Source organism: Nocardia sp. NPDC060249 (assembly GCF_042728755.1).
In the GTDB taxonomy this organism is placed as follows: Bacteria; Actinomycetota; Actinomycetes; order Mycobacteriales; family Mycobacteriaceae; genus Nocardia.
In genome coordinates, this window is record NZ_JBHXAQ010000004.1 from 109,692 (window position 1) to 131,371 (window position 21,680).

Annotated in this window: 25 protein-coding genes; 15 read left to right on the plus strand and 10 right to left on the minus strand. The window is 67.4% G+C overall.

Annotated features, from left to right (window positions below):
* Window positions 1-20: 20 nt before the first annotated feature.
* On the minus strand, window positions 21-1,700 hold the full coding sequence (locus tag ACFWFP_RS17465) for an NTF2-like N-terminal transpeptidase domain-containing protein (protein ID WP_379296185.1): 1,680 nt from the start codon (window positions 1,698-1,700) through the stop codon (window positions 21-23).
* Between the two features lie 396 nt (window positions 1,701-2,096).
* On the opposite strand from ACFWFP_RS17465, the gene ACFWFP_RS17470 reads away from it, so the two are divergent.
* Window positions 2,097-2,657: a hypothetical protein gene (locus ACFWFP_RS17470; protein WP_379296187.1), complete on the plus strand. Its 561-nt coding sequence runs from the start codon at window positions 2,097-2,099 to the stop codon at window positions 2,655-2,657.
* A gap of 15 nt (window positions 2,658-2,672) precedes the next feature.
* Window positions 2,673-3,119 (plus strand): type II 3-dehydroquinate dehydratase, encoded by a 447-nt coding sequence (gene aroQ / locus ACFWFP_RS17475; RefSeq protein WP_379296189.1) that lies wholly within the window; start codon window positions 2,673-2,675, stop codon window positions 3,117-3,119.
* Here aroQ and ACFWFP_RS17480 read toward each other — a convergent pair.
* Window positions 3,116-3,562, minus strand: coding sequence for a nitroreductase/quinone reductase family protein (locus ACFWFP_RS17480; RefSeq protein WP_379296191.1), 447 nt, complete (start codon window positions 3,560-3,562; stop codon window positions 3,116-3,118). The two genes, aroQ and ACFWFP_RS17480, sit on opposite strands and share 4 nt — an antisense overlap.
* A 181-nt stretch (window positions 3,563-3,743) precedes the next feature.
* Between ACFWFP_RS17480 and ACFWFP_RS17485 the strand changes: the two genes are divergently transcribed.
* From ACFWFP_RS17485 to ACFWFP_RS17495, 3 genes are read left to right on the plus strand one after another with little or no spacing between them, the layout of a single operon-like run.
* Complete coding sequence (locus tag ACFWFP_RS17485; RefSeq protein ID WP_379296193.1) at window positions 3,744-4,673, plus strand: ABC transporter ATP-binding protein; 930 nt, start codon at window positions 3,744-3,746, stop codon at window positions 4,671-4,673.
* A complete protein-coding gene (locus ACFWFP_RS17490) occupies window positions 4,670-5,518 on the plus strand; it encodes an ABC transporter permease (protein ID WP_379296195.1) in 849 nt (282 codons plus the stop codon). Before ACFWFP_RS17485 ends, ACFWFP_RS17490 begins: the two co-directional genes overlap by 4 nt.
* Window positions 5,508-5,750: a helix-turn-helix transcriptional regulator gene (locus tag ACFWFP_RS17495; protein WP_056823747.1), complete on the plus strand. Its 243-nt coding sequence runs from the start codon at window positions 5,508-5,510 to the stop codon at window positions 5,748-5,750. The genes ACFWFP_RS17490 and ACFWFP_RS17495 overlap by 11 nt, the downstream gene beginning before the upstream one ends.
* Before the next feature lie 46 nt (window positions 5,751-5,796).
* Here the strand turns inward: ACFWFP_RS17495 and ACFWFP_RS17500 are convergent, their stop codons facing one another.
* The gene (locus ACFWFP_RS17500) at window positions 5,797-6,639 is read right to left on the minus strand and encodes an NAD(P)-dependent oxidoreductase (protein WP_379296197.1); all 843 of its coding nucleotides are present in this window, start codon (window positions 6,637-6,639) and stop codon (window positions 5,797-5,799) included.
* On the minus strand, window positions 6,639-7,520 hold the full coding sequence (locus tag ACFWFP_RS17505) for an NAD(P)-dependent oxidoreductase (RefSeq protein ID WP_379296199.1): 882 nt from the start codon (window positions 7,518-7,520) through the stop codon (window positions 6,639-6,641). Before ACFWFP_RS17505 ends, ACFWFP_RS17500 begins: the two co-directional genes overlap by 1 nt.
* A gap of 176 nt (window positions 7,521-7,696) precedes the next feature.
* Between ACFWFP_RS17505 and ACFWFP_RS17510 the strand changes: the two genes are divergently transcribed.
* Entirely contained in the window at window positions 7,697-8,041 is a 345-nt protein-coding gene (locus tag ACFWFP_RS17510) for a winged helix-turn-helix transcriptional regulator (protein WP_379296790.1), read from the plus strand.
* 3 nt (window positions 8,042-8,044) lie between these two features.
* On the opposite strand, the gene ACFWFP_RS17515 is transcribed toward ACFWFP_RS17510, so the two are convergent.
* Window positions 8,045-9,181, minus strand: coding sequence for a glycerate kinase (locus tag ACFWFP_RS17515; protein ID WP_379296201.1), 1,137 nt, complete (start codon window positions 9,179-9,181; stop codon window positions 8,045-8,047).
* Window positions 9,182-9,339: 158 nt separating this feature from the next.
* Between ACFWFP_RS17515 and ACFWFP_RS17520 the strand changes: the two genes are divergently transcribed.
* Entirely contained in the window at window positions 9,340-9,651 is a 312-nt protein-coding gene (locus ACFWFP_RS17520; RefSeq protein ID WP_379296203.1) for a GNAT family N-acetyltransferase, read from the plus strand.
* Here the strand turns inward: ACFWFP_RS17520 and ACFWFP_RS17525 are convergent.
* On the minus strand, window positions 9,645-10,403 hold the full coding sequence (locus tag ACFWFP_RS17525; RefSeq protein WP_379296205.1) for a lysophospholipid acyltransferase family protein: 759 nt from the start codon (window positions 10,401-10,403) through the stop codon (window positions 9,645-9,647). The genes ACFWFP_RS17520 and ACFWFP_RS17525 overlap by 7 nt on opposite strands.
* A gap of 105 nt (window positions 10,404-10,508) precedes the next feature.
* Between ACFWFP_RS17525 and ACFWFP_RS17530 the strand changes: the two genes are divergently transcribed.
* From ACFWFP_RS17530 to ACFWFP_RS17540, 3 genes are all read left to right on the plus strand, one after another.
* Entirely contained in the window at window positions 10,509-11,147 is a 639-nt protein-coding gene (locus ACFWFP_RS17530) for a YqgE/AlgH family protein (protein WP_379296207.1), read from the plus strand.
* A gap of 67 nt (window positions 11,148-11,214) precedes the next feature.
* Window positions 11,215-11,724 (plus strand): sigma-70 family RNA polymerase sigma factor, encoded by a 510-nt coding sequence (locus ACFWFP_RS17535; protein ID WP_379296209.1) that lies wholly within the window; start codon window positions 11,215-11,217, stop codon window positions 11,722-11,724.
* The gene (locus tag ACFWFP_RS17540) at window positions 11,721-12,419 is read left to right on the plus strand and encodes an anti-sigma factor family protein (protein ID WP_379296211.1); all 699 of its coding nucleotides are present in this window, start codon (window positions 11,721-11,723) and stop codon (window positions 12,417-12,419) included. The genes ACFWFP_RS17535 and ACFWFP_RS17540 overlap by 4 nt, the downstream gene beginning before the upstream one ends.
* A 52-nt stretch (window positions 12,420-12,471) precedes the next feature.
* Here ACFWFP_RS17540 and ACFWFP_RS17545 read toward each other — a convergent pair whose 3' ends face one another.
* From ACFWFP_RS17545 to ACFWFP_RS17555, 3 genes are all read right to left on the minus strand, one after another.
* Complete coding sequence (locus ACFWFP_RS17545; RefSeq protein WP_379296213.1) at window positions 12,472-13,254, minus strand: ABC transporter permease; 783 nt, start codon at window positions 13,252-13,254, stop codon at window positions 12,472-12,474.
* Window positions 13,251-14,240: an ATP-binding cassette domain-containing protein gene (locus ACFWFP_RS17550; protein ID WP_379296215.1), complete on the minus strand. Its 990-nt coding sequence runs from the start codon at window positions 14,238-14,240 to the stop codon at window positions 13,251-13,253. Before ACFWFP_RS17550 ends, ACFWFP_RS17545 begins: the two co-directional genes overlap by 4 nt.
* Before the next feature lie 89 nt (window positions 14,241-14,329).
* Window positions 14,330-14,857 carry an EXLDI protein gene (locus tag ACFWFP_RS17555; RefSeq protein WP_379296217.1) on the minus strand — a complete coding sequence of 176 codons (528 nt, stop codon included), beginning with the start codon at window positions 14,855-14,857 and terminating at the stop codon, window positions 14,330-14,332.
* Window positions 14,858-14,998: 141 nt separating this feature from the next.
* Between ACFWFP_RS17555 and ACFWFP_RS17560 the strand changes: the two genes are divergently transcribed.
* From ACFWFP_RS17560 to ACFWFP_RS17580, 5 genes are all read left to right on the plus strand, one after another.
* Window positions 14,999-16,711, plus strand: a complete 1,713-nt coding sequence (locus tag ACFWFP_RS17560) for a thiamine pyrophosphate-binding protein (protein WP_379296219.1) — start codon at window positions 14,999-15,001, stop codon at window positions 16,709-16,711.
* Window positions 16,708-17,364: an SRPBCC family protein gene (locus ACFWFP_RS17565; protein WP_379296221.1), complete on the plus strand. Its 657-nt coding sequence runs from the start codon at window positions 16,708-16,710 to the stop codon at window positions 17,362-17,364. Before ACFWFP_RS17560 ends, ACFWFP_RS17565 begins: the two co-directional genes overlap by 4 nt.
* A gap of 2 nt (window positions 17,365-17,366) precedes the next feature.
* Window positions 17,367-18,380: a 3-oxoacyl-ACP synthase III family protein gene (locus tag ACFWFP_RS17570; RefSeq protein ID WP_379296792.1), complete on the plus strand. Its 1,014-nt coding sequence runs from the start codon at window positions 17,367-17,369 to the stop codon at window positions 18,378-18,380.
* The gene (locus tag ACFWFP_RS17575; protein ID WP_379296223.1) at window positions 18,377-19,405 is read left to right on the plus strand and encodes a pyridoxal phosphate-dependent aminotransferase; all 1,029 of its coding nucleotides are present in this window, start codon (window positions 18,377-18,379) and stop codon (window positions 19,403-19,405) included. The genes ACFWFP_RS17570 and ACFWFP_RS17575 overlap by 4 nt, the downstream gene beginning before the upstream one ends.
* Before the next feature lie 380 nt (window positions 19,406-19,785).
* Complete coding sequence (locus ACFWFP_RS17580; protein ID WP_379296225.1) at window positions 19,786-20,259, plus strand: hypothetical protein; 474 nt, start codon at window positions 19,786-19,788, stop codon at window positions 20,257-20,259.
* An 885-nt stretch (window positions 20,260-21,144) separates the two neighbouring features.
* Here ACFWFP_RS17580 and ACFWFP_RS17585 read toward each other — a convergent pair.
* Complete coding sequence (locus ACFWFP_RS17585) at window positions 21,145-21,552, minus strand: SdpI family protein (protein ID WP_379296227.1); 408 nt, start codon at window positions 21,550-21,552, stop codon at window positions 21,145-21,147.
* Window positions 21,553-21,680: the final 128 nt, after the last annotated feature.

Sequence of the window (21,680 nt, forward strand, 5' to 3'; positions counted from 1 at the left end):
GAGCAGTGATAACTCTCGCTCTACGGCTCCGGCGTCGCCAGCGATTTCAGCAGCACGGCCGCGAGTCGTGAAGTGGCGTCGCCACTGTCGACGTCGGCGATGTGCACCGCGAAGACCAGATCGCCCATGGTCGCCAGCAGCCAACCGTCGGCGCCGCCCCTCGCGGCGAAGGCGGTGATATCCCGGAAGCCGCGCAGCGCAGCGGTTTCGGGCTTGCCGATGCCCTCGTTCATCATTGCGCGCAGCCGGTCGACCGCGGGCTGGGGCAGCGCGGGAACCGGCGTATCGGTGGTGCCCGGCTTGCCCGCCTCGATCATCGGCGGCACCACCGACCCACGCGAAATGGCCGCCGCGGCGATCGCCATCCCGAAGGGGCTCACCTGCACCGCGTCGGCACCCGCGCCCTGCCGCACCTGCTCGGTGCTGCGGCCGGGCGTGCTGATCCGCCCGGTCACCTCGTCGAGTCCGGTCACCTTGAAGTCGACGCCGACGCCGAGCGCGGTGGCCGCCTCGGCCGCCTCCTGCACGGTGACGTCCTGCGGCGGCTTGTTCTTGGTCGCCGCGGCGACGGTGCGGAACAGGTCCATCGTGCCGCCCGCCGGGAACAGTCCGGTGAAGGCGATCGGGCCCTTCTCCGTCGCGTACGAGTTCTGCGCGACCGCGACAACCGCGCCGGTCGACGGCTGAATGGCGACGACCGTGGCCGGGGTCCCCGCACTCACCACGGCGTCTTCGGCGGCGCGCTGCAACCGCTGATCCATCGTCGCGGCGATATCGGGCCCGGCAGGCCCCTGGTATCCGGCCACCTGGTTGACGAACCGGCCGTCGGCCTCGAAGATCTGCACACCCCAGCCCGCGGTGGCCTCGAGGCTGTCCTGCCACACCTCGCGCAGCGCGTCGAGCATCGGCGAGCGGGTGCGCCGGTCGGCCGAGATCAGTTTGGGCTGCTTCTCCATCACCACACCCGGCACCCTGGCCATCCGTGGTTCCAGGATCGCGAAATCCCCGTCGCGCAGGTTCACCGCGACGATCGGCTTGCCCTGCGAGCCTGCCAGCTGCTGCATCAGCGACGGCCCGGTGATCAGGGGCGCGACCGGTTCGATGGCGTCGGCGAGCGCGTTGGTGGTGCCGACGAGATCGCCGGTGCGGCTCGGGTCGATCTTGATGACGTTGAGCGTCTGCTCGGTCATCAGCGTTTCGCCGGGCAGGTCGACCACCTTGGGCGGCGGCTTGGCGGTGGTGCGCACCAGCTTGACGGTGCGATTGTTCGTGAGCTGCGGCATGACCACCGCGGGCTCCCAGGAGATCCGCCAGCCGATGGCGAGCTTGCGGACGGTGCCCTGCAGTGTGTAGGTCCAGTCCTTCTTCTCGCCGAAGTTCCAGGCCACTTCCATGCTGAAGATCGCCGATTGCTTGTCGAGGTCGATGACCTGCGACGCCTCATAGTCGACGGTGCCCGATTGCAGGCCCTCGAACATTTGCTTCATGGTTGCGGAAGCGGCGGCGGGGTACGAGGTCAGGTCGGCGGCTTTGCCGTAGTCCTGATCGTCGAGGTACTCGGTGAAGCGCTGAACCACCGTCTCCGACTCGCTCGTCTTCCCACCCACTCCGCACGAGCACAGCGCGATGGCGAGGGTCGCAACCCCCGCGATCGCCATTGCGCCCCGGACGCGAAAGCGGCGGGATCCCCACACATCCATATCGCCCACTCTTCACTCTTGCCACTCCGGTAACAAATCCACCGTACCGGAAGTTGACCCGTCTCCAATGCCCCGGTCAGTCGGGATACTCCCCGACCTCGACCCCTCGATTGTGCCGGAAATCTCGCCCCGATGAGGGTCCGTTTTCCAACCTCGCCCAGTAAGCGGCAACAACTGCTGTGTCAACCGTACCGACAGCCGCGCCAGGTGGTGCGGATCTCGCATTTGTCCGGCGATTCAACGCGAGGGTACCCAGGCCGTCTCCCGCCAACCGCACGGCATCGGCTTTACCGAGTCGATACACACCGGTTCACGCAGAGCAGAATTCCCCGCGCTGATAACGGCGTAATCTTGTAATCAACGCAACGTGCGCAAGACAGATAGCAGGTGATTTCCATGCGGAACGATCGACGCGAGCGCGGATTCGGCCGACCCGGCGGTTGGCAGCAAGCCGACCTTCCCGACCCCGCCGACGCCCACGACTGGTTCGCCGGACGATTGCCCGCCGACTGGTTCACCGGGCCGGTGGACATCGAGATCGACCGCGACGAGATCGTCGTGGTCGGCGAACTGCCCGTCCCCGGCGACGCGAGCACCCCGACGGCCACGAAGGAAGGCGCGCTGGCCCGCTTCCGCGAGTCGACCCGCCCGGCCCGCATGCAGATCGCCGACGAGGCCCAGCGGCGTTACGGTCGCAGCGTCGCCTGGGGCGTGCGGGTAGACGGCGAGCGGATCCTGTTCACCCACTTGGCCGTCCCCGTGATGACCCGTCTGCGCCAGCCCGAACGCCAGGTCCTCGACACCTTGATCGACGCGGGCGTCGCCCGCTCCCGCGCCGACGCCCTGGCCTGGACGGTCAAACTCGCAGGCAAACACGCCGAAACCTGGCTGGCCGAACTCCGCGAAGCCATGCGCAAGGTCGACGACCTGCGCTCGGAGGGCCCGACCGGTTTGTGATTTACAGTGGCCTGCATGGAAACCGTGCAGGCCACTGGTCCGATTCTCGTCATCAACGGACCGAACCTGAACATGCTCGGTACCCGTCAGCCCGAGATCTACGGCGCCGACACCCTCGACGATGTCGTCGCACTGTGTGAGCGGACCGCCGCCCGATTCGAACGCGAGGTCGTCGCGTTCCAGTCCAATCACGAAGGCGCGCTGATCGACCGGATCCACCAGGCCCGCGGCGAGGTGTCGGCCATCGTCATCAACCCCGGCGGCCTCACCCATACATCGGTGGCACTGCGCGACGCCCTGGTGATCCCGGAGGTGCCGATCGTGGAGGTGCACATCAGTAATGTGCACGCGCGCGAGGAGTTCCGGCACCATTCGTTCGTCTCCCCGATCGCGACCGCGGTCATCGCCGGCCTCGGCATCCGAGGCTATGGCGCCGCGATCGAATTCTTGAGCCAGGCCTAGCTAAGCCGGAAGACGGGGAATCCCGGTGCGATAGCGATCAATTCGGCATCGGAGGCGTCTTTGGTGAGGCCCTCGAAGAACTTGCCGACCTCCCAGCCCCACTTCTCCAGGTACAGCCGAAGCAGCGGCACCTTGTCGGCGTCGGCGACCTCGGCGGCGGTGAACCGCTCGGTCTTGCGGCCGAGGCGCAGTTCGCCGGCGCCCGCCACGCGCAGATTGCGCACCCACTGGACGTGCCCACGCGGTGCGACCAGGTAGCGCTCGCCGTCGGCGGCCGTCATCACATTGACCATGGTGGTGCGCCATTCACCGCTCTTGCGGCCGCGCACGGCCAGCAGCCGCGACCCCATGATGCTGATCCCCAGTTTGGGCAGCAGGTTGGCGATCTTGTTGACGATCGGGTCGATGCCGGTCGGGGGGAGGTGGCGGGTCGCGTTGTCCATGTCGATCACTCCTAAAACCGTGAGCACTGCTCTCTGTTGAGTACAAGCATGCGCGATCCGCGAACCCAAGTCAAGAGCAGTGCTCACAGTTTTCGAAATGTCCAATTCGAACGAAGCATTGCCGCGATCTTATGTAGTACGTATGCTACAAATCATCGAAGGTTGATGACTGGGAGGACTCATGGCTTCGAACAACAACGCTGTGCTCGATGTCGCGCGACTACGGATGCGGTACGACGAGACCGACGTCCTGCACGATGTGGCATTTCACGCCGATCGCGGGGAAGTGCTCGTCATGCTCGGGCCCAACGGCGCGGGCAAAACCACCACGATCGAGATCCTCGAGGGGTTCCGCAGGAGGTCGGCCGGCAAGGTCGAGGTGCTGGGGGCCGATCCCGAACACGGTGACGAACTCTGGCGCGCCCGCATCGGCGTGGTGCTCCAATCCTGGCGTGACCACGCGAGATGGCGAGTGGCCGAACTACTCGGCCATCTGGGTGGGTACTACAGCCCCTATTCCACGGCCCGGGTGACAAGACCGTGGGACACCGATGAGCTCATCGAGTTGGTCGGGCTCACCGAACAGCGCGATGCGAAGATCGCCACCCTGTCCGGCGGGCAGCGTCGCAGACTCGATGTGGCGATCGGCATCGTCGGCCGGCCGGAACTGCTCTTCATGGACGAGCCGACCGCGGGCTTCGATCCCGCCGCCCGGCGCGACTTCCACGACCTGGTCCATCGCTTGGCCGATCTCGACGAGACCACCGTCCTGCTCACCACCCACGACCTGGACGAAGCCGCGAAACTGGCGGACCGGATCCTGATCCTGGCCGGTGGCCGGATCATCGCCGACGGCTCCCCGGAGGAACTCAGCGCCGCCACCGCGGGCGAGGCCGAGGTGCGCTGGACCCGCGACGGCCAGCGATTCGTCCACACGACGACCGAGTCGACCAAGTACGTCCACGAACTGTTCAAGCAGCACGGCGAACTGATCGAGGACCTCGAGGTGCAGCGCGCGTCGCTGGAGGACACCTATATGGCGCTGGTCCGCCGTTTCGAATCCGATACGACCGCCCAACCCGTTCGTTCGCTGCAGGAGGTCACGCGATGAATCCCACGCTGGTGGCGGTCAGGGGCGGCCTGACCGCGATGTGGATCGAACTGCGGCAGCTGTACACCAACGGGACGAGCCTGATCGGCCAATTCCTCACGCCCGTACTGTTTCTGATCGCGATCTTCTTCCTGCGCGACCGGAACTATCACGACACCGAACTGTCCCTCGGCGAACTCGCCGTGCCGGGCCTGCTCGGCGGCATCATCGCGTTCAACGGCCTGTACGGCATCGCCGAAGTCCTCGCGCTCGACCGGGAGGACGGCACATTGTTGCGCGCCAAGACAATTCCGAACGGCATCCTCGGCTACTTCATCGGCAAGATCGGCACGACCGCGGCCGCGGTCCTCGTTCAGCTGGTGGTGGTGCTGGCCATCGGCGCGGTGATCGTCGGCGGATTGTCGATGCCAGGCGGCGGCCTGGTCACGCTGGCGTGGGTGATCGTGCTCGGTCTGCTGGCCACCCTGCCGATCGGCGCCATCCTGGGCGGGCTGATCGTCGGCGCCCGCGACGTCTTCCTGCTGACGCTGCCGCTGATGGGACTGATCGCCATCTCCGGCATCTGGTACCCGATCACCGCGCTCCCCGGCTGGGTGCAGGGCCTGGCCCAGCTGTTCCCGATGTATTGGCTCGGTCTCGGCATGCGCTCCGGGCTACTCCCCGCCGAGGCGGCGGCCATCGAGATCGGCGGGTCGTGGCGGCACCTCGAGACCGCCGCGGTACTCGGCGTATGGTCGATCGTCGGGTTGTCGCTCGCGCCGATCGTGCTGCGGCGAGCGGCCCGCCATGAGTCCGGATCCAGCGTGGCCGTCCGCCGCGAGAAAGCGATGCAGCGTGCCTTCTGAGGTCATCTACAACCGCATCGCGATGTTGCGCGCCGAGCGCGGCATCTCGCGGCGGGACCTGGCCGAAGCGCTCGGTGTGCACTACCAGACCGTCGGCTACCTCGAACGCGGCGAATACAGCCCGAGCCTGCACCTGGCCCTGCGGCTGGCGGCCTATTTCGAGGTGGCGGTAGAAGTGGTGTTCTCCACCGAGCCCTTCCCGAGATTGGGATCGGGCGCCGAGACCGCGTGAACACCGGAAACCGTTCGGCACCACCGTGCCGAACGGTTTCCGCGCGTCATCCGCGAAATACCTGGAACGTCGATTCGGGCACCCCGGCAGCTCGCTCCCAATACGACGAAACCGATTCGGCTAGAACGGTATCCACGCCGACCGCGGCACCGGTCGCCACCACGTGCCGCGCGCCGGCCGCCATCATCCGCAGGTATGCCGGATCAGCCGGACCCCCGTCCTCGGCCGTTCCCGCCCACGCGGCGTACAGCTCGCCGACACTGCCCAGTGACCGCTGGGCGTAGGGCATGAACCGAGCTATCTCGGCACCGGACCGGTCGATGATCGCCAGCGCCTGCTCGTAGCCGAGCAGCAAAGGCAGAAACAGGGCGAGCATCGCCTGGTAGAAAACCTGGGCCGCGCCGTCATCGGCACCCAGGTATTCCATTGCCGCCAAGGGCCGCAACAACTCTCGTTGCGCTTCGAATACCGCTGGTCGGCCGCTGTAGAAGACGTAAGCCGCAGGTCCGCCCAGTTCGTGCGGCTGAGCCATCACCCCACCGGCGAGAAACTCACCACCGCGAGCCCGGACGAACGCCGCCCCCTGCCGAGTTCGCTGCGGCGAATCCGAGGACAGGTTGACCACGACCTTGCCGGTCAGATCGACGCGGCCGAGAATCTCGTCCATCGCGTCGTAGTGGGTCAGGCTGAGCACGATGAGCTCCGCCGCCGCCACCGCGTCGGCGACGGTCTCGGCGCGATGAGCACCCAGACCGTCGGCCTTGCCCGGGGTTCGGTTCCAGACCGTCACCGGGAAACCGGCGGCGCGGTAGGTGCGCACGATCTGCTGCCCCATCGGGCCGAGGCCGATGACGGTGACCGCATCGGCCGCTCGGCCCGAAGCCGGCATCAGGACGCCTCGCCGCGGAACAGCGCGTACGGCGAGATCTGCTTGCCGGTCGCCTCGGACGCGTCGACGGCCTTGCGCCAGTACGACTGGGCGAGGTGGGACAAGCTCGCGTCGACGCCTGCCTCTTCGCTGGCGTCGATGATGTGCTGGGCGCCCGCGTCCATCATCTTCAGGTGCGAGAGCTCCGCGAAGCCGCCCGCCTTGTTCGCCTCGGCGAACTGTTCGATGAAGAACGGGTAGGCGCCGGCGGAGCGGACGGCGAACGGTACGAACTGGTCGATGCTGTGGCCGGAGTTCGCGATCATCGCCGACGCCTGGTCGAACGCCAGCAACCAGGGGTGGAAGGTGATCAGCAGGGCCTGGTAGAAGATCTGGGCCAACCCGTCGTCCGGGCCGAGGTATTCCTGCGGGCTGAGCGGGCGCAGCAGCTCGGCGTGCGTGTCGAAGACAGTCTTCGGGCCGCTGTAGAAGATGTAGGACGAGGGATGGACGATATTGTCGCCCGCCGACATCACGCCGCCGGAGAGGAATTCGGCGCCGCGCTCGCGAACCCACTTCGCGCCCGCCCGTGCCTTGTCCGGTGAATCGGAGGACAGGTTGGCGATCACCTTGCCGGGCAAGTGGTCGATCGCCTGGCCGAGCACGTCGTACATGGCGTCGTAGTGGGTGAGGCTGAGCACGGAGACCGCGTTGGCGTCGAGCGCCTCGGCGACGGTGCCTGCGCGCTTGGCCCCCAGCGCCACCATGGCGTCGACCTTGGCGGTGCTGCGATTCCACACCGTCACCTCGACGCCCGCTTCGAGGAAGGCCCTGACCATGGCCTGGCCCATCGGGCCGAGGCCGAGAACGGAAACGGAACGGGGAGCGGTCTGCTCGGACATGGTGTGGCCCTTCGATTCTCGATACTGGTTGGTTCGGCGCCGCTTTCCATGGTGGTCGGCGCGAGTATCGTCGGGAAGACCGAACGTTCGGGTGTGGTTGCTTACCCAGAGGTTCGAAATACGGTCAGAAGGGTGTGGCGACGGTGAACAGTGACGCAGATCACGATGTGTGCGGTATGAGTCTGGCCATCGACGTCGTCGGTGGTAAATGGAAGCTGCACCTGATGTGGGTGCTCGGCGCCGGGCCGCAGCGATTCGGTCAGATCCGGCGGCTGCTCGAGGGCGTGAGCGAGAAGGTGCTCGCCGAGAATCTGCGGCATCTGGAGAGCACCGGCGTGGTGCACCGCGAGATCTACCCCGAGATCCCCCCGCGGGTGGAGTACTCGCTCACTCCGCTGGGCGAAGCCCTTCGCCTGGCACTGGAACCGCTCGAGACCTGGGGCGATGAGAACCGCGCGGCGCTGGCCACCGCTACCCGGCCGTCCGCCCCGCAGTCCTCGCCCGCCCGAATCGCGCTGTAACCATCAGCGCGTCGGGCACAGGTGTTCGACGGCGATCCGTTCGCCGATGCGTTCGACCAGGTCCGCCGCCGCGATGATCGAGCGTGCGGGATCGGGCTCGAGATCGCTGAGCGGATAGCACGCGGCGAACCCGGCGGCTCGAATCTCCCCTGGCGACAACAGGGTTCGTCCCACCGCCGCGATCACCGGCACGCCCGCCTTCTTCGCCGCCGCCGCGACCCCGACCGGCGCCTTCCCGTGCATGCTCTGGTGATCCAGCGAGCCCTCGCCGGTGACGACCAGCCTGGCCCCGTCGATCAGGGCCGTGAATTCCAGCAGCTCGAGCAAGACATCGATCCCACTGCGCACCTGCGCGCCCAGCACCGCGAGCGCCCCGAAACCGGTGCCGCCCGCGGCGCCCGCCCCACCGATCTCGGCATAACCCGTGCCCAGCACGGCCGCCCAGTTGGTGAGCCCCGCTTCGAGTTTCAGCATCTGCCGAGCGCTCGCACCCTTCTGGGGCGCGTACACCGAGACCGCGCCAGCCGGCCCGAGCAAAGGATTGTCCACATCGCAGGCCAGCGTGAACAGCGTCGTCGCGACCGCCGGATGCAACCCGCCTCGATCCACCGAGGCAACCTGCTCGAGCATCGCGGCCACATCCCCGCGGCCCGCCAGTTCCCGCCCCTGCTGATCGAGCAACCGCAACCCGAGCGCCCGCAGCAATCCCGATCCGCCATCCGTCGACGCGCTCCCGCCCAGCCCGAGCACGATCTCCCGCGCCCCGGCGTCGAGCGCGTGCGCGATGGCCACCCCCAAGCCGAACGTGTCGGCCCGCAGCGGATCCAGCCGCCCACCGGGCAACTTCACCAGCCCCACGGCCGCCGCCAACTCCACCACCGCGGAATCTCCCCGCACGGCGTACACCGCCGTCGAGACCTCGCCGGTAGGCCCGGGCGCCTCGACCTCCACCCGCTTCCACCCCGACGCCACGAAGGCGTCGACCATCCCGTCACCGCCGTCGGCCACCGGCACGCACCGCACCTGGGCCTTCGGCGCCCGCCGAGCGATTCCCCTGGCCAGGGCCTCGGCAACCTCCGGTGCGGTCAACGACCCCTTGAACTTGTCGGGAGCGAGCACGACGAGTGGTCCGCCAGCCATCTGTTCCACCTCTCCGCGTATTCGTAGTGTCGTTCCCGAGCTCGACCGTTCGCTCTCGGTCTGACGTCAGGCGCGCAACGGCTCGGAGGTGGTCGAGGAGTGCCCCATGTTCTCATTTGCCCGGTGGGTTGTCCTCCCGAACACGGTAGCGTCGACATATGGCGACCGAGGTCCGCAACAACACCGCGCTCGAGCGGTTCGAACTCACCGCCGACGGTCAACCCGCCGGCTATATCGAATACCAGGACACCGGGGACGAACGCGCCCTCGTGCACACCGAGATCTACCCCCGCTTCGAAGGCCGAGGACTGGCGAACATCCTGGTCGAAGCCGCGTTGGACACCAGCAGAAACCAAGGTTTCAGCGTCCTGCCGATGTGCCCGGTCGTCCTGCATTTCATCACCACCCACCCCGGCTACATCGCCTACGTACCGCAGCGAGCCAGGGAGTTGTTCGGTCTACCTCAGTAGCGCGCGACGGCCCCGTCGACAGCCAGTTGCAACTCGTCCTTGACCAGCCTGGCGATGTCGGCGGGCCGCTGCGGCAACTCGAGAATCGGCGCCCGGAAGTACGCGCTCCCCGACACCACCTCGGCCGCGGTCGGTTCGACACCGGCCGCATAGGACCCGTAGTTCATCCCCATGGCGACCAGTGCGGGCGCGGCGTCCAGTTTGGCCGCACGGAACGCGATATGCCCGATTCCGCTGCCGACCGCCTGCACCTTGGTGTGATCTACCTCATTGCACGTCCCCTCGGGGAAGATCGCCAGGTGATCACCGGCGGCCAACCGCTGCGCGCACACATCCATCATCCGCTGACCTGCGGCATTGACCGCGCGAATGCCGTGATCCTTGCCGCGGAACACGGGGATCCCGCCCATCATGTCCACCTTGCGCCGCTGCTCGGGATCGAGGAAGAGCTCGTCCTTGGCCAGCACCCGCACCCGCCCGATCTTCGAGCGCAGCGGTGAGCGCCACGCCGTCGCCGCGACCGTGTACGGGTCGCTGGTCGAGAGGTGGTTGATCGCGTAGATCACCGGCCGACCGCTGCGGATCAGGGCCTTCAACTGCTGTTTCGCGCCCTCGGCGAACATCACGCGCGGCCGGAAGCGCCGGGCCAGCACCGCATACGAGGCCAGCGCCTTCCACCTGTTCTGCTGATGGCGCAGGTAGTAGTCGTACACAGCGTCGTTGTCGTCGAGCAGGACTTCGGGCGAGTGCATAGCGCGACACTACCGGGCGATCGCGGGGATCACGCACGAAGAAATTCCGGTTCCGATCCGCTGCGCGGGAAGCGCGCATCGCCGCTCCAATGCGATGATGGCTCGGTGGCAGGCGGAGACGACCCGGACGAGCGCCGGACTCGCGACGGGCACGGCGACGATCGGCGGCGCGGTCAGCCCGCGGTGAACGTCCGCGCGGGCAACCTGCTGGTGTCCGCGATAGACCTGGTGGAACCTACTTTCCGGCGTACCGTCGTGTATGTGATCGAGCACAACGACGCGGGCAGCCTCGGCGTGGTGCTGAACCGGCCGAGTGAGACCCCGGTCGTGGATGTCCTGCCCGCCTGGGCCGACCTGGCCGCCACTCCGACCGATCTCTACATCGGCGGCCCGGTCAAACGCGATGCGGCGCTGTGCCTGGCGGTGCTGCGCGCGGGCGTCGACATTTCCGAGATCCGCGGCCTGCGCCGGGTCGACGGCCGGGTGGTGCTGGTCGATCTGGACGCCGACCCCGCCGAGATCGGCCCGCTCGTGGAGAAGATCCGGGTCTTCGCCGGATACGCGGGCTGGTCGATGGGCCAGCTCGACGGCGAACTCGACAACGACGATTGGATCGTCGTCTCGGCGCTGCCGTCGGATCCGATCGCCACCGACCGCCACGATCTGTGGTCCGCGGTCCTGCGCCGCCAGCCGTTGCCGCTGGCCTTGCTGGCGACACACCCGATTGAACTCGAACGCAACTGATCCCGTTACTCCTTCACACGAACAGGAGTGACCTATGAATTACGACGAGCAGTGACCAGGGCCGCCGATGAACGACGGTCGCGACGAACTGATGCGCGCGCTCTACGCCGAGCACGCACCCGCGCTGTGGCGTTTCACCCTCGGCTTGGTGCGCGATCCCGGCCGGGCCGAGGACATCGTGCAGGAGACCCTGCTGCGCGCCTGGCAACGCCCGACCGTGCTGGAGCAGACCGAAACCTCGCCGCGCGCATGGCTGTTCACCGTGGCTCGTAATCTCGCGGTCGACGAGCATCGCAGTGCCAGGCACCGCCGCGAGTTCGGCACCGACAACCCACCGGAGCAGGTGAGCCCGGACCAATCGGATCGGGCGCTGGACGGCTGGCTGGTCGCCGACGCGTTGAGCACGTTGAGCCCGGATCATCGTGAGGTGATCGTGCGGGCCTACTATCGCGGCCTCGGCATGGCCCAGATCGCCGACGAACTCGGCATCCCCGCGGGGACGGTGAAATCGCGCTTGCACTACGGCATGCGCGCCATGCGACTGGCGCTACAGGAGATGGGGGTGACGAACCGATGACCGATCTCGCCGACGAGTACAGCACCTGGGACGCGGCCTATGTCCTCGGTTCGCTCGGCGCCGCCGAGCGGCGTGAATACGAGGCGCATCTGCTCGCCTGCGCGCACTGCCGGCAGGCCGTCGCCGACCTGTCCGGGATGCCGGGCATGCTCTCGCTGGTCGACCGCGATACCGCACTGTCGATGATCGCCTCGCCCGAGCCGGTTGCGCCGCCGGTCCCCGACCTGATCCCGGCGCTGGCGGCGGCGGCCGAACGGCACCGGCGGAAGCGGCGCTGGATCAGCGTCGGCAGCGCGGTGGCGGCCGCCGCGGCGGCGGTGGCGATCGCTATTCCGGTGACTGTCACCATGGCGCGCCCGGCGACCCCGACCGAGCAGATCGTCGCGGAGCAGCAGATGCAGGCGGTGGAGCAGACACCGGTGAGCGCGCAGGTGAAGCTGGTGCGCGACGGTGACCGCACGCGCCTGGTGATGACCTGCCGCTACGCGCCGAGCGCCTACGGCTCCGGCTACACCCGCACCTACGGGCTGGTGGTGACCGCGGGTGAGCAGCGCTTCGAACTCGACCAGTGGCCCGCGGGCCCCGGCACCGAACTGACGGTGGATCGCACCATCGACGCACCGCCGGATTCGATCAGCACGGTGGAGATCACGTCCGTCGATTCCGGCCGGACCGTCCTGGTCGCCCGGGTCTGAACGCGAAACGGTCCGGTCTCCGTGGGGGAGACCGGACCGGGTGGGCGACAGGTTACTTCGCTTGCTTGCGGAAGATCGACTTCGACCACAGGAAGCCGCCGCCGGCGATGACCGCGCACCAGACCAGCGAGATCCAGCCGTTGGCGCCGATCTCGGTCCCCATCAGCAGGCCGCGCAGCGTCTCGGTGATCGGGGTGAAGGGCTGGTATTCGGCGAACTGACGCATCCCGACCGGCATCGTGTCGGTAGCGACCAGCCCACTGCCGAGGAAGGGCAGCAGCACGATGGGAAAGGGTGCGTTGCTGGCACTTTCGGGGGTGGGCGAGAGCAGGCCGAGCGCGATGGCGAGCCAGGTGAAGGCGAAGGTCACCAGGGCGAGCAGCCCGAACGCGCCGACCCACTCCACGACGTTCGCGTTGGGCCGGAAGCCGACCAGCATCGCGACGGCGGTCATCGCGACAACGCCCGCCATCGCCTGGATGAGCGCGCCGAGCACATGCCCGGTGAGCACCGAGGACTGCGAAATCGCCATCACCCGAAAGCGATTCACGATGCCCTTGCTCGCGTCGGTGGCGATCGAGACGGCTACCGACACCGTCAGGTAGGCGGGCAACAGCAGCATCATGCCCGGCGCCAGATAGTCGATGTAGCTGCCGCCCGACGACTTCTCGAGCGCCCCGCCGAAGACGTACTTGAACACGAGCATCAGCACGATCGGCATGATGATGATGCTGAACGTCATGCTGGGGTAGCGCTTGACGTGAATCATGTTGCGCCGCAGCATCGTCATCGTGTCGGCGAAGGTGTAGGACTTGGACTTGGTCTGAGTGGTCATCGCAGTGACTCCTGCTCGATGGTGGCGCGGCCGGTGAGGGTGAGGAAGACGTCGTCGAGATTGGGGGTGTGCACGGAAATGCCGCCTGCTTCGATGTTTTCGGCATCCAGGAGGTCGAGGACGGCGCGCAGTGACCGCACGCCGCCGTCGCTGGGCACGGCGAGGGTCAGCCCGTCGGTGCCCTCGACCACCTTCGCCGCCGAACCGAACGCGCGCTGGGCGGCGTTCACATCGGTCTGATCGGTGAAATCGATGCGGATGTGGCCACCGGGGATCAGTCGCTTCAGTTCTGCCGCAGTGCCTTCCGCGACGATCCGGCCGTTGTCGAGCACCGCGATCCGATCGGCCAGCTGGTCGGCCTCCTCGAGGTACTGCGTGGTGAGGAAGACGGTGACGCCGAGATCGTCGACCAGGCCGCGGATGATCTCCCAGATGGAGCGGCGGCTGCGCGGATCGAGGCCGGTGGTCGGTTCGTCGAGGAAGATCACCCGCGGGTTGCCGACCAGCGTCATCGCCAGATCGAGCCTGCGGGTCATACCGCCCGAATAGGTGCTCGCGGGCTTGTCGGCGGCCTCGACCAGGTCGAAGCGTTCCAGCAATTCGTCTGCCAGCGTGCGGGTTTCGCGACGCGGCAGATGGTTCAGATCCCCCATCATGTGCAGGTTCTCCCGGCCGGTCAGTAGCTCGTCGACGGCGGCGAACTGCCCGGTGACGCCGATCAGCTCGCGCACTCCGCCTCGGTCGGTCGCCACATCGTGGCCGCCCACGGTGCACTCGCCGCCGTCGGCGGCGATCAGCGTGGTGAGGATCTGCACGGTGGTGGTCTTGCCCGCGCCGTTGGGGCCGAGCAACGAGAAGACGGTGCCCTCGGCGACGGTGATGTCGATGCCGTCGAGAACTGTTTTGTCGCCGTAGGCCTTTTGGAGACCGCGTGCGGTGATGGCCGAGTTGACCATGATCGTCCCTTTCCACAGGATTACATTCATTGCTGCGAATATGTGCATGAGTTATCGACACAGCCCCCAGGGGCTGCGGTTGGTGTGTGCGGTGTGTGGTTGTGCGTCCGAGGACGGAGCTAGATGTCGAGTTCCTCGATCTGCGGGTGCGCGGTCATGTCTTCGACCTTGCGATAGAGCTTGTCGGGCACGCGATCCTTCAGGTCTTTCAGGTCGTCGAGGATCTCGTACTCGTAGTCGCCCCAGTCCCACGCCTTGTCGCCGATGCCGAACATGCGGCGCCAGTATTTCCAGTCCTTCATGTCGCCCGCGGCGTCCCCGGTCGGGTACTCCGACCACAGCGCCGAGTGCGTGTGGAGCACGAGCTTGCCCTTGCGGCTGCGGAAGACCTGCTGGTGCAGTACCCGCTTGTCGCCGACATCGCGCCATTCGCCCAGCAGCACGCCCTGGAAGCGCACCTGCCGGACACCGTCGCGACCCACCTGCAGGACGACCTCCTCGAAGCCGGCCTCACGACCTTCCTCCAGTTCGATGAGCCTGCGCAGCGCGCTGACCACGGTGCTGGAGAGGTTTCCGCCGACGAGCTCTTGCGCCCGCTGGAACACGGGGAGATCGTCGTCGGCTACGTAGATCGTCTTGTTGGGCATGAACCCACTATACGTATATGTGTACGTACACACAAGGGGTGGTTTTCGCCCACCCTCTGAACTCCCCCTCGGCGCGCCTCGTAACCCCAGCAGACGCGGTGCACAGCGGCGTCGGATTTTCGTCGCGGAGAAGGAGGGCCGATGCCGGACAGAGTGGTGGACTACCTGGTACGAACGGTAGCCGACCGGGGAATCACCCAGATCTTCGGCGTCGACGGCGCCAATATCGAGGACCTCTACGACGCGATCTTCGACGCAGGCGGTTCCCCCGCGGGCATCGTCGCCAAGCACGAGTTCTCCGCGGCGACCATGGCCGACGGGTATGCGCGCAGTACCGGCGGGCTGGGTGTCGTGGCCGCGACATCCGGTGGTGGAGCGGTGAATCTCGTTGCGGGACTCGCTGAGTCGTTCACCTCACGGGTACCGGTGCTGGCGTTGATCGGACAGCCGCCGACCAGCCTGGAAGGATTCGGCGCGTTCCAGGATTCGAGCGGCCTGTCCGAATCCATCGACGCGACAGCGTTGTTCGCGACGATCAGCAAGTACTGCGCTCGCGTGACCGATCCGCTCGAGCTGCCCGCACAGCTCGCCGCGGCGATCGCGGCCGCGGACAGCGGTGGACCGGCGGTGCTGCTGATTCCGAAAGATGTGCAGCAGCAATCAATGCCGGACTCGATCCACGCGCAACAGTTCGACACAGTCGCCGACAGAGCACAGCTCGATCGCACCTCGCCGAGCTACCCGGCAGCGGCGTCCCCGCACACCATCGCCACCGAACTCACCCACGCCCGGCGCACCGGGAAGGTGGTGATCATCGCCGGTGATCAGGTCGCCCGCGACGATGCCCGCGCCGAACTCGCCGAACTGGTCGCCACGCTCGACGCCACCATCGGTGTGGCCCCCGACGCCAAGGACGTGTACTCCAACACCGGCCCCGGCTACTGCGGCGTCGCGGGCAGCATGGGTCACGCCGAGCTGGCCGAAGCTCTGTCGGCGGCGAGCGCCTGCCTGCTCGTCGGCACCCGCCTGCCGGTCACTGCCCGCGCCGGGCTCGACGCGGCCCTCGCCGACCTGCCGGTCCTCAGCATCGGCGCACAGGCGCCGTACCTCGCGGCGACCCACGCCACCAGCGCGGACCTCGCCGAAACGATCGCGACGCTGCTGGCCGGTATCGGGGCAGGACCGGCGACAAGCAGGCGTCACGCCGAGCCCACGCCGATGACCGTCCCCGCCGCGGTGGGCCCGGGCCTGCGCTATCGCACCGTCATCGAGGCGATCCAGCGCGCGCTGCCCGACGGCGCCGATGTTTTCGCCGACGCGGGTAACACCGGCGCCTCGGTGGTGCATTACCTACGGGTACCCGAGCGCGGACGGTTCACGGTCGCACTCGGGATGGGCGGAATGGGTTACGCGTTCGGTGCGGGGATCGGATCCGCGTTCGCCCGCCGCGCCGCGCCCGACGGCCCGCACCGCACCGTCGTCATCGCCGGTGACGGCTCGTTCTTCATGCACGGCATGGAGATTCACACCGCGATCGAACACGACCTGCCCATCACCTTCGTGGTGTTCAACAACAACGCGCACGCCATGTGCGTCACCCGGGAACAGCTCTACTACCGGGATCGCTACAGCTTCAACCGTTTTCAACCGTCACATCTGGGAGCGGGCCTGGCGGCCATGTTCCCCGGGCTGCCCGCCCGCACCGTCTCCGACGCCACCCGGTTGCCCGGCGCGCTGGACCTCAGCCTCGCCGTCACCGGGCCGTCGTTCCTCGAAATCCTCTGCGACCCCGACGAAGTCCCGCCGTTCCTCCCCTTCCTGTCCGCCCTCGAATCATCCAGGAGCATCCCGTGACCACCAGCGCCCTGCCGGCCCTGTCCGACATCCCCGAGGAGGTGCCCGGCGTCATCCGTATCGAGAACTCCGACCGGGAGACCACGACGCCGATCATCATGGACATGCTGCGGTCGGTGTATCCGCACGACCAGATCTTCGGCGACTACTGCCCCGTGCAGACCTACATCGCGGCCCCACCGCGCGAGGTCTACGACTACCTCGCCGACACCCGCTCGCTCGAGGAATGGACCTACAGCCTGCGCGGATTCACCGAAACCGAGGAGCCCGGCCTGTGGCTGTCCTACGACCGCCTCGGTGACGCGACCAAGTGTTTCACCCGCACCGTCAGCCATTCCGACGCGATGACCGTCGACTATCACTGCGCGTGGGACCAATCCGAGCACCTCTGGATGATCTACCTGATGCGGGTGATCGACGCCCAGGTGGTGTTCAACAAACCCGGCTCGGTGGTGACGTGGGTCAACTGCAAGCACCCCTTCTACGACGAAAACGGCTATCCCGAGACAGCGCCGCCGAAGCGCCCCGTCTGGGTCGGCGATTTCTGGGAGATGTTCTCCGCCGGACACCAGCTCGAGCTGGACAACCTCAAAGCCATCTGTGAATACCGCGCGGCCAACGGGCTGCCGATCAAGCCGGAGTGGATGCAGTGAACATGCCGCAGGTGAGTCTGGTCGACGTCGCGAGCTATCTGCCCGGCGACCCCGTCCCGACCGACTACTTCACCCAGTTCTCCCGCTCGGAGCGGATGGCGAAGAACGTGATGTTCCGTTCGCCGGCCGGCCGCCATCACATCAGCCGCGACGAAACCGCGGTCGACATGGCCGAACAGGCCTTCGCCGTCCTGCGGGAACGCCACGGCGCCGATCTCGCCTCCGAGATCGACATCATCATCACCCACACCCAACTGCCCGATAATCCGGTGCTCGGCGCGGGCCCCGAGCTGGCTCGGCGACTGGGCGCCCGTCCGTCGCAGGTCCTCGATGTGCACAACAGCGGCTGCGCGGCGTTCGTCCAGATGATGGCGATGGCCCGGATGATGATGGCCACCAGCGAGGCGAAGACCGCGCTGATCGTCGCCGCGCAGAATTGCGCGGGCCCGGTGTTCACCCAGCCCGATATCCGGAAATTGGCGCAGGCGCCGGTGCCCGGCGACGGTTGCGGTATCGGCCTGCTGCGCAAGGATGATTCGGGCCCGATCCTCGATATCGAAACCCGCACCTATCCCGAATTCGCCGGCGATATGGACTTTTCCACGAATGGTCCACGCAAGTACTGGGAGCCGGGCGAGGGCCAGGGCTGCGTGAGCTTCTCCGAATCCAAGATCACCAAGGTGTTCGCGCGCGGCAATCGGCTGGTGCCCGAGGTGGCGCTGGAGGTGTGCAAGCGGATCGGGGTGAAGAGCAGCGATATCGACACCTTCGTCACCAATCAGCCGAACCGGCTGTTCCTGCGCAACTGGCACGACGCGCTGGAGCTGCCCGCCGAACGCCATCCCGATACCTTCGATCAGTGCGGAAACCTGTTCGCCGCGGGCATTCCCGTCACCCTCGATGCGGAGAACCGAGCAGGCCGGTTGCGCAACGGGTCGGTGGTACTGCTGTCGGCGTTCGCGCACGCGGGCGACTTCGCCGGTGCGGCGGCTGTTCGCTGGGGCGCGGCGCGATGACTGTGCGGCTGGTGGAACCGACGATCCCCTCCCATCGGTTCCACACCACGGCGACACCCACGCTGTTCGACCTCGGGCTCAGCGAGAACCCGTTTCCCCCGCTGCCTTCCGTCCTCGCGGCGGTGCATGTCGCACTCACCCAGGCCAACCGGTATCCGGAATTCCTGCCGGAGGAACTGCCGCGGGTCATCGCCGATCACCTCGGGGTCTCGCCCGACGACGTGGTGGTCGGCGCGGGGGCCACCGGGGTCGCGATGCAGGTGATCCGGACGCTCGGCGGCGGTGAACTTCTCACCAGCACACCCACGTTCGACGGTTACCCGATCATGGCCGAGATGGGCGGGATGACTCTTGTCTCGATTCCCCTCGATTCCGGTGGCAATCAGGACCTGGAGGCCATGCGCCGCGCGGTGAACCGGCGCACCTCCCTGGTCGTGCTGTGCCGCCCGCACAACCCCACCGGCACCGTCCTCGGCGCGGCGGCGGTGCGCTCCTTCCTGGCCTCGATCCCGCACCGCGTGCCGGTGCTCCTCGACGAGGCCTATGTCGAATTCCTCGACCCGGCAGACCGTCTCGATATCCGTGCTCTGCTGCACCGGCACCCGAATGTGTTGATCCTGCGCACCTTCTCGAAGGCATACGGACTGGCTGGCCTGCGGATCGGCTACTGCGTGGGCCGCGGAAGACTGATCGAACGAATCCGCCACCAGCAGTTGCCGTTCGGTACCCCCACCGCGTCCATCGCCGCGGTGCGGGCCGCCTACGCGGCGGACACGGAACTGCGCGACCGTGTCGACCGCATCAACCGAGAACGAGATCGCCTGCGCATTACCCTGCGTGCCTGCGGAATCGACGTGCCGCACAGCTGCGCGAACTTCCTCTACCTACCCGGCCCCGGCGTGGCCACCGCCCTGCGCCGCGCCGGTATCAAAGCAAAGGCCTACCCGGACGGTAGCGCCCGAATCACGGTCGGCGACCCCGCCGCGGGCCACGCCGTCCACGCCGCTCTCGTCGACCTGCGGTAGCCCCTTCGGCAACGGAACCCGACCCGGCCACCGGCCGGGTCACCACGATCGGGACCCGGCCCCTCCACCAGGTCCCGGTCATCCACGGCTCAGCACCCGCCGTGGATGTCGGACTCGTGGTGTGACCGGGTGTGTCGAGATGTCAGCAGCTACTGTTGCCGCCACCGCAGCTGCTGCTACTGCCTCCGCCGCAACTGCTGCCACTGCTGGATCCGGAGTCGCTGCTCGTCGACCAGGCGCTGCCGATGGACCAGCTGCTGTCAGTGGAGCTCCAACTACTCGAACCCGAGCGCCTCGCCCGCGGACGAGGACGCGCCCGCCCTCGATTCGCGGCCCGCTGCGCGCGCCTGGTCCTGTCGGCCGAGGTGTCGGCCGCCCGGATGATCATCGCGATGATCATCACCGGCACTCCGATGAGCACAGCGACGAATACCGCGACTACGACGATCGCGAGCAGTGTGGCGATCACATCGATGACGTTCATGGGGACCCCCTACCTGAATCGGTGTGTCGAGACCGACCGTAGCCGCGCGTTCTTGCAATCCCCTTTCGGCCGGCTAGCGGTGAGAACGCCCGTCGTCGCCGGCTTCTCGCACGCCACGCCTGCCCGACATCGCACGCCGACGCGCCCGGCGAACCGCGGCCGCGTCCCGTTCATTTCGGGCTTCCGGTGTGGCACCGAGGATGACGAGCCCGACCAGCACCAACACGACCGTGGCGGCCAGCAGTGCTGCTCCGATACCACCGCCGAGCAACAGCCCGACGACGGCGACGATGAACGCCACGACAAAGACCATGGTTCCTCCCCCGAGATGAGCGCCGCCGCAGACCGACGACACCGAATTACCTACTGATCCAACCGGCTTTCAGCTCAGCAGCTGCTACCGCCACCACAACTGCTGCTGCTACCGCCGCCACAGCTACTGCTCGACCCCGAGTCGCAGCTGCCCGACCAACTACTTCCGCTGTCGGCACTACTGCTTGTGCCGCCGGACCAGCTGGTGCTCGCCGAACTCCAACTGCTCGACCCCGAGCTGTCGCCCCGTCGACGATTCCGCGCCCGCGCCAGCTCTCGCGCTCGACGATTCGCGGCGATCCGTGCGCGCCGTTCCGGTCGCCCCGCCGGATCCGAGACCTGCTGAACAATCGCCAGGACGGCCATGACAGGCACGGTCACTATTCCCACCACACCGAACACTCCGACAAGAAGCGCGAGAACGGTGGTGGCTACATTGCTGATGCTCATGGACCCCTCCTACCTGGACCGGTATGTCGAGGGCGACCGTAACCACGCGTTCTTGCAATCCCCTTGTGGTTCAACCACTACCGAGGCGGCGGGCGGCGATCAGTCGCCGCCGCCACCCCCACAGCCGCCGCCTCCGCAGCCACCACCACCACAGCCGCCGCCGCCATGCCCACCGCTGCCGCTGTTTCCCCCACCGCCACCGTGCGACTGCCCGCCACCGTCACCGAACCAGCTGGCCCCGCCCGCGGACGAACCGGCAGCCCACCACCGCTTCGACTTCCGCGAACCCCCGGGATCACGAAAGGCGAGAACGCCACCGACCACGACGCCGACCGCCCCGATGACAAGCAGAACGATCCCCGCAGTCACCGAATAGCTGGTAGTGATCGCCCCGACCAACGCAAGAACAAGCCCAGCCCCGACAACCTTCATGACTCCCCCGATCAAGGTCCTGCTCCTGTTGTACCGGAACGGGGGACCCTGCCGCTAGGGGTTAGTTGGCGGGGGCGCAAGTGTCGCGGAGGGAGCAGCCACCGCAGGAGGAGCCGCAGCCGCCGGCAGGGGCGGGCGGGAGAAGTGGTTCTACTGTGCGGGCGGCGGCGTTGGCGCCTGCGCCGAGGGTGAAGATCGCGATGACCGCGACGAGTACGGCGACGCCGACGCTCGCGAGACCACCGGCTACCAGCACGACCAGTCCGCCCGCGAACAGCAGGGCGCCCGCGCCGACGGAGGTGGGGGCGGCGATGCGATTGGCGAGGCGGAAATTGTCGTCACTGTGCAGCGCGGCTTCGGTGGTGACACCGAGGAAGCGGTTGCGGGGCAGTTTGCCGAGCAGTCCGAGCACGCCGGTCACAATCGCGACCGCGGCCAGCGCGAACAACAGGAGAGCGACGACGACCATTCATGCAGGCTAGCGCACCCGTGAAGACCCGAAATCAGGGCTCCCCGCCGAGGGTGACCGGCCACACACCGCGGGTACGCGCTGCCGAGGCCGCGCGGCACGTTCTCGGCCCTTGGGAAATCACCTCG

What these genes read in the sequence shown, in the direction of transcription:
- ACFWFP_RS17570 (WP_379296792.1), top strand. Translation starts at nt 17,367, where the DNA reads ATGCCGCAGGTGAGTCTGGTCGACGTCGCGAGCTATCTGCCCGGCGAC.
- ACFWFP_RS17485 (WP_379296193.1), top strand. Translation starts at nt 3,744, where the DNA reads ATGGCTTCGAACAACAACGCTGTGCTCGATGTCGCGCGACTACGGATG.
- ACFWFP_RS17500 (WP_379296197.1), bottom strand. Translation starts at nt 6,639, where the DNA reads ATGCCGGCTTCGGGCCGAGCGGCCGATGCGGTCACCGTCATCGGCCTC.
- ACFWFP_RS17470 (WP_379296187.1), top strand. Translation starts at nt 2,097, where the DNA reads ATGCGGAACGATCGACGCGAGCGCGGATTCGGCCGACCCGGCGGTTGG.
- ACFWFP_RS17520 (WP_379296203.1), top strand. Translation starts at nt 9,340, where the DNA reads ATGGCGACCGAGGTCCGCAACAACACCGCGCTCGAGCGGTTCGAACTC.
- ACFWFP_RS17575 (WP_379296223.1), top strand. Translation starts at nt 18,377, where the DNA reads ATGACTGTGCGGCTGGTGGAACCGACGATCCCCTCCCATCGGTTCCAC.
- ACFWFP_RS17515 (WP_379296201.1), bottom strand. Translation starts at nt 9,181, where the DNA reads ATGGCTGGCGGACCACTCGTCGTGCTCGCTCCCGACAAGTTCAAGGGG.
- ACFWFP_RS17510 (WP_379296790.1), top strand. Translation starts at nt 7,697, where the DNA reads ATGAGTCTGGCCATCGACGTCGTCGGTGGTAAATGGAAGCTGCACCTG.
- aroQ (WP_379296189.1), top strand. Translation starts at nt 2,673, where the DNA reads ATGGAAACCGTGCAGGCCACTGGTCCGATTCTCGTCATCAACGGACCG.
- ACFWFP_RS17555 (WP_379296217.1), bottom strand. Translation starts at nt 14,857, where the DNA reads ATGCCCAACAAGACGATCTACGTAGCCGACGACGATCTCCCCGTGTTC.
- ACFWFP_RS17505 (WP_379296199.1), bottom strand. Translation starts at nt 7,520, where the DNA reads ATGTCCGAGCAGACCGCTCCCCGTTCCGTTTCCGTTCTCGGCCTCGGC.
- ACFWFP_RS17535 (WP_379296209.1), top strand. Translation starts at nt 11,215, where the DNA reads ATGAACGACGGTCGCGACGAACTGATGCGCGCGCTCTACGCCGAGCAC.
- ACFWFP_RS17540 (WP_379296211.1), top strand. Translation starts at nt 11,721, where the DNA reads ATGACCGATCTCGCCGACGAGTACAGCACCTGGGACGCGGCCTATGTC.
- ACFWFP_RS17490 (WP_379296195.1), top strand. Translation starts at nt 4,670, where the DNA reads ATGAATCCCACGCTGGTGGCGGTCAGGGGCGGCCTGACCGCGATGTGG.
- ACFWFP_RS17560 (WP_379296219.1), top strand. Translation starts at nt 14,999, where the DNA reads ATGCCGGACAGAGTGGTGGACTACCTGGTACGAACGGTAGCCGACCGG.
- ACFWFP_RS17525 (WP_379296205.1), bottom strand. Translation starts at nt 10,403, where the DNA reads ATGCACTCGCCCGAAGTCCTGCTCGACGACAACGACGCTGTGTACGAC.
- ACFWFP_RS17465 (WP_379296185.1), bottom strand. Translation starts at nt 1,700, where the DNA reads ATGGATGTGTGGGGATCCCGCCGCTTTCGCGTCCGGGGCGCAATGGCG.
- ACFWFP_RS17550 (WP_379296215.1), bottom strand. Translation starts at nt 14,240, where the DNA reads ATGAATGTAATCCTGTGGAAAGGGACGATCATGGTCAACTCGGCCATC.
- ACFWFP_RS17580 (WP_379296225.1), top strand. Translation starts at nt 19,786, where the DNA reads ATGATCATCGCGATGATCATCACCGGCACTCCGATGAGCACAGCGACG.
- ACFWFP_RS17585 (WP_379296227.1), bottom strand. Translation starts at nt 21,552, where the DNA reads ATGGTCGTCGTCGCTCTCCTGTTGTTCGCGCTGGCCGCGGTCGCGATT.
- ACFWFP_RS17545 (WP_379296213.1), bottom strand. Translation starts at nt 13,254, where the DNA reads ATGACCACTCAGACCAAGTCCAAGTCCTACACCTTCGCCGACACGATG.
- ACFWFP_RS17480 (WP_379296191.1), bottom strand. Translation starts at nt 3,562, where the DNA reads ATGGACAACGCGACCCGCCACCTCCCCCCGACCGGCATCGACCCGATC.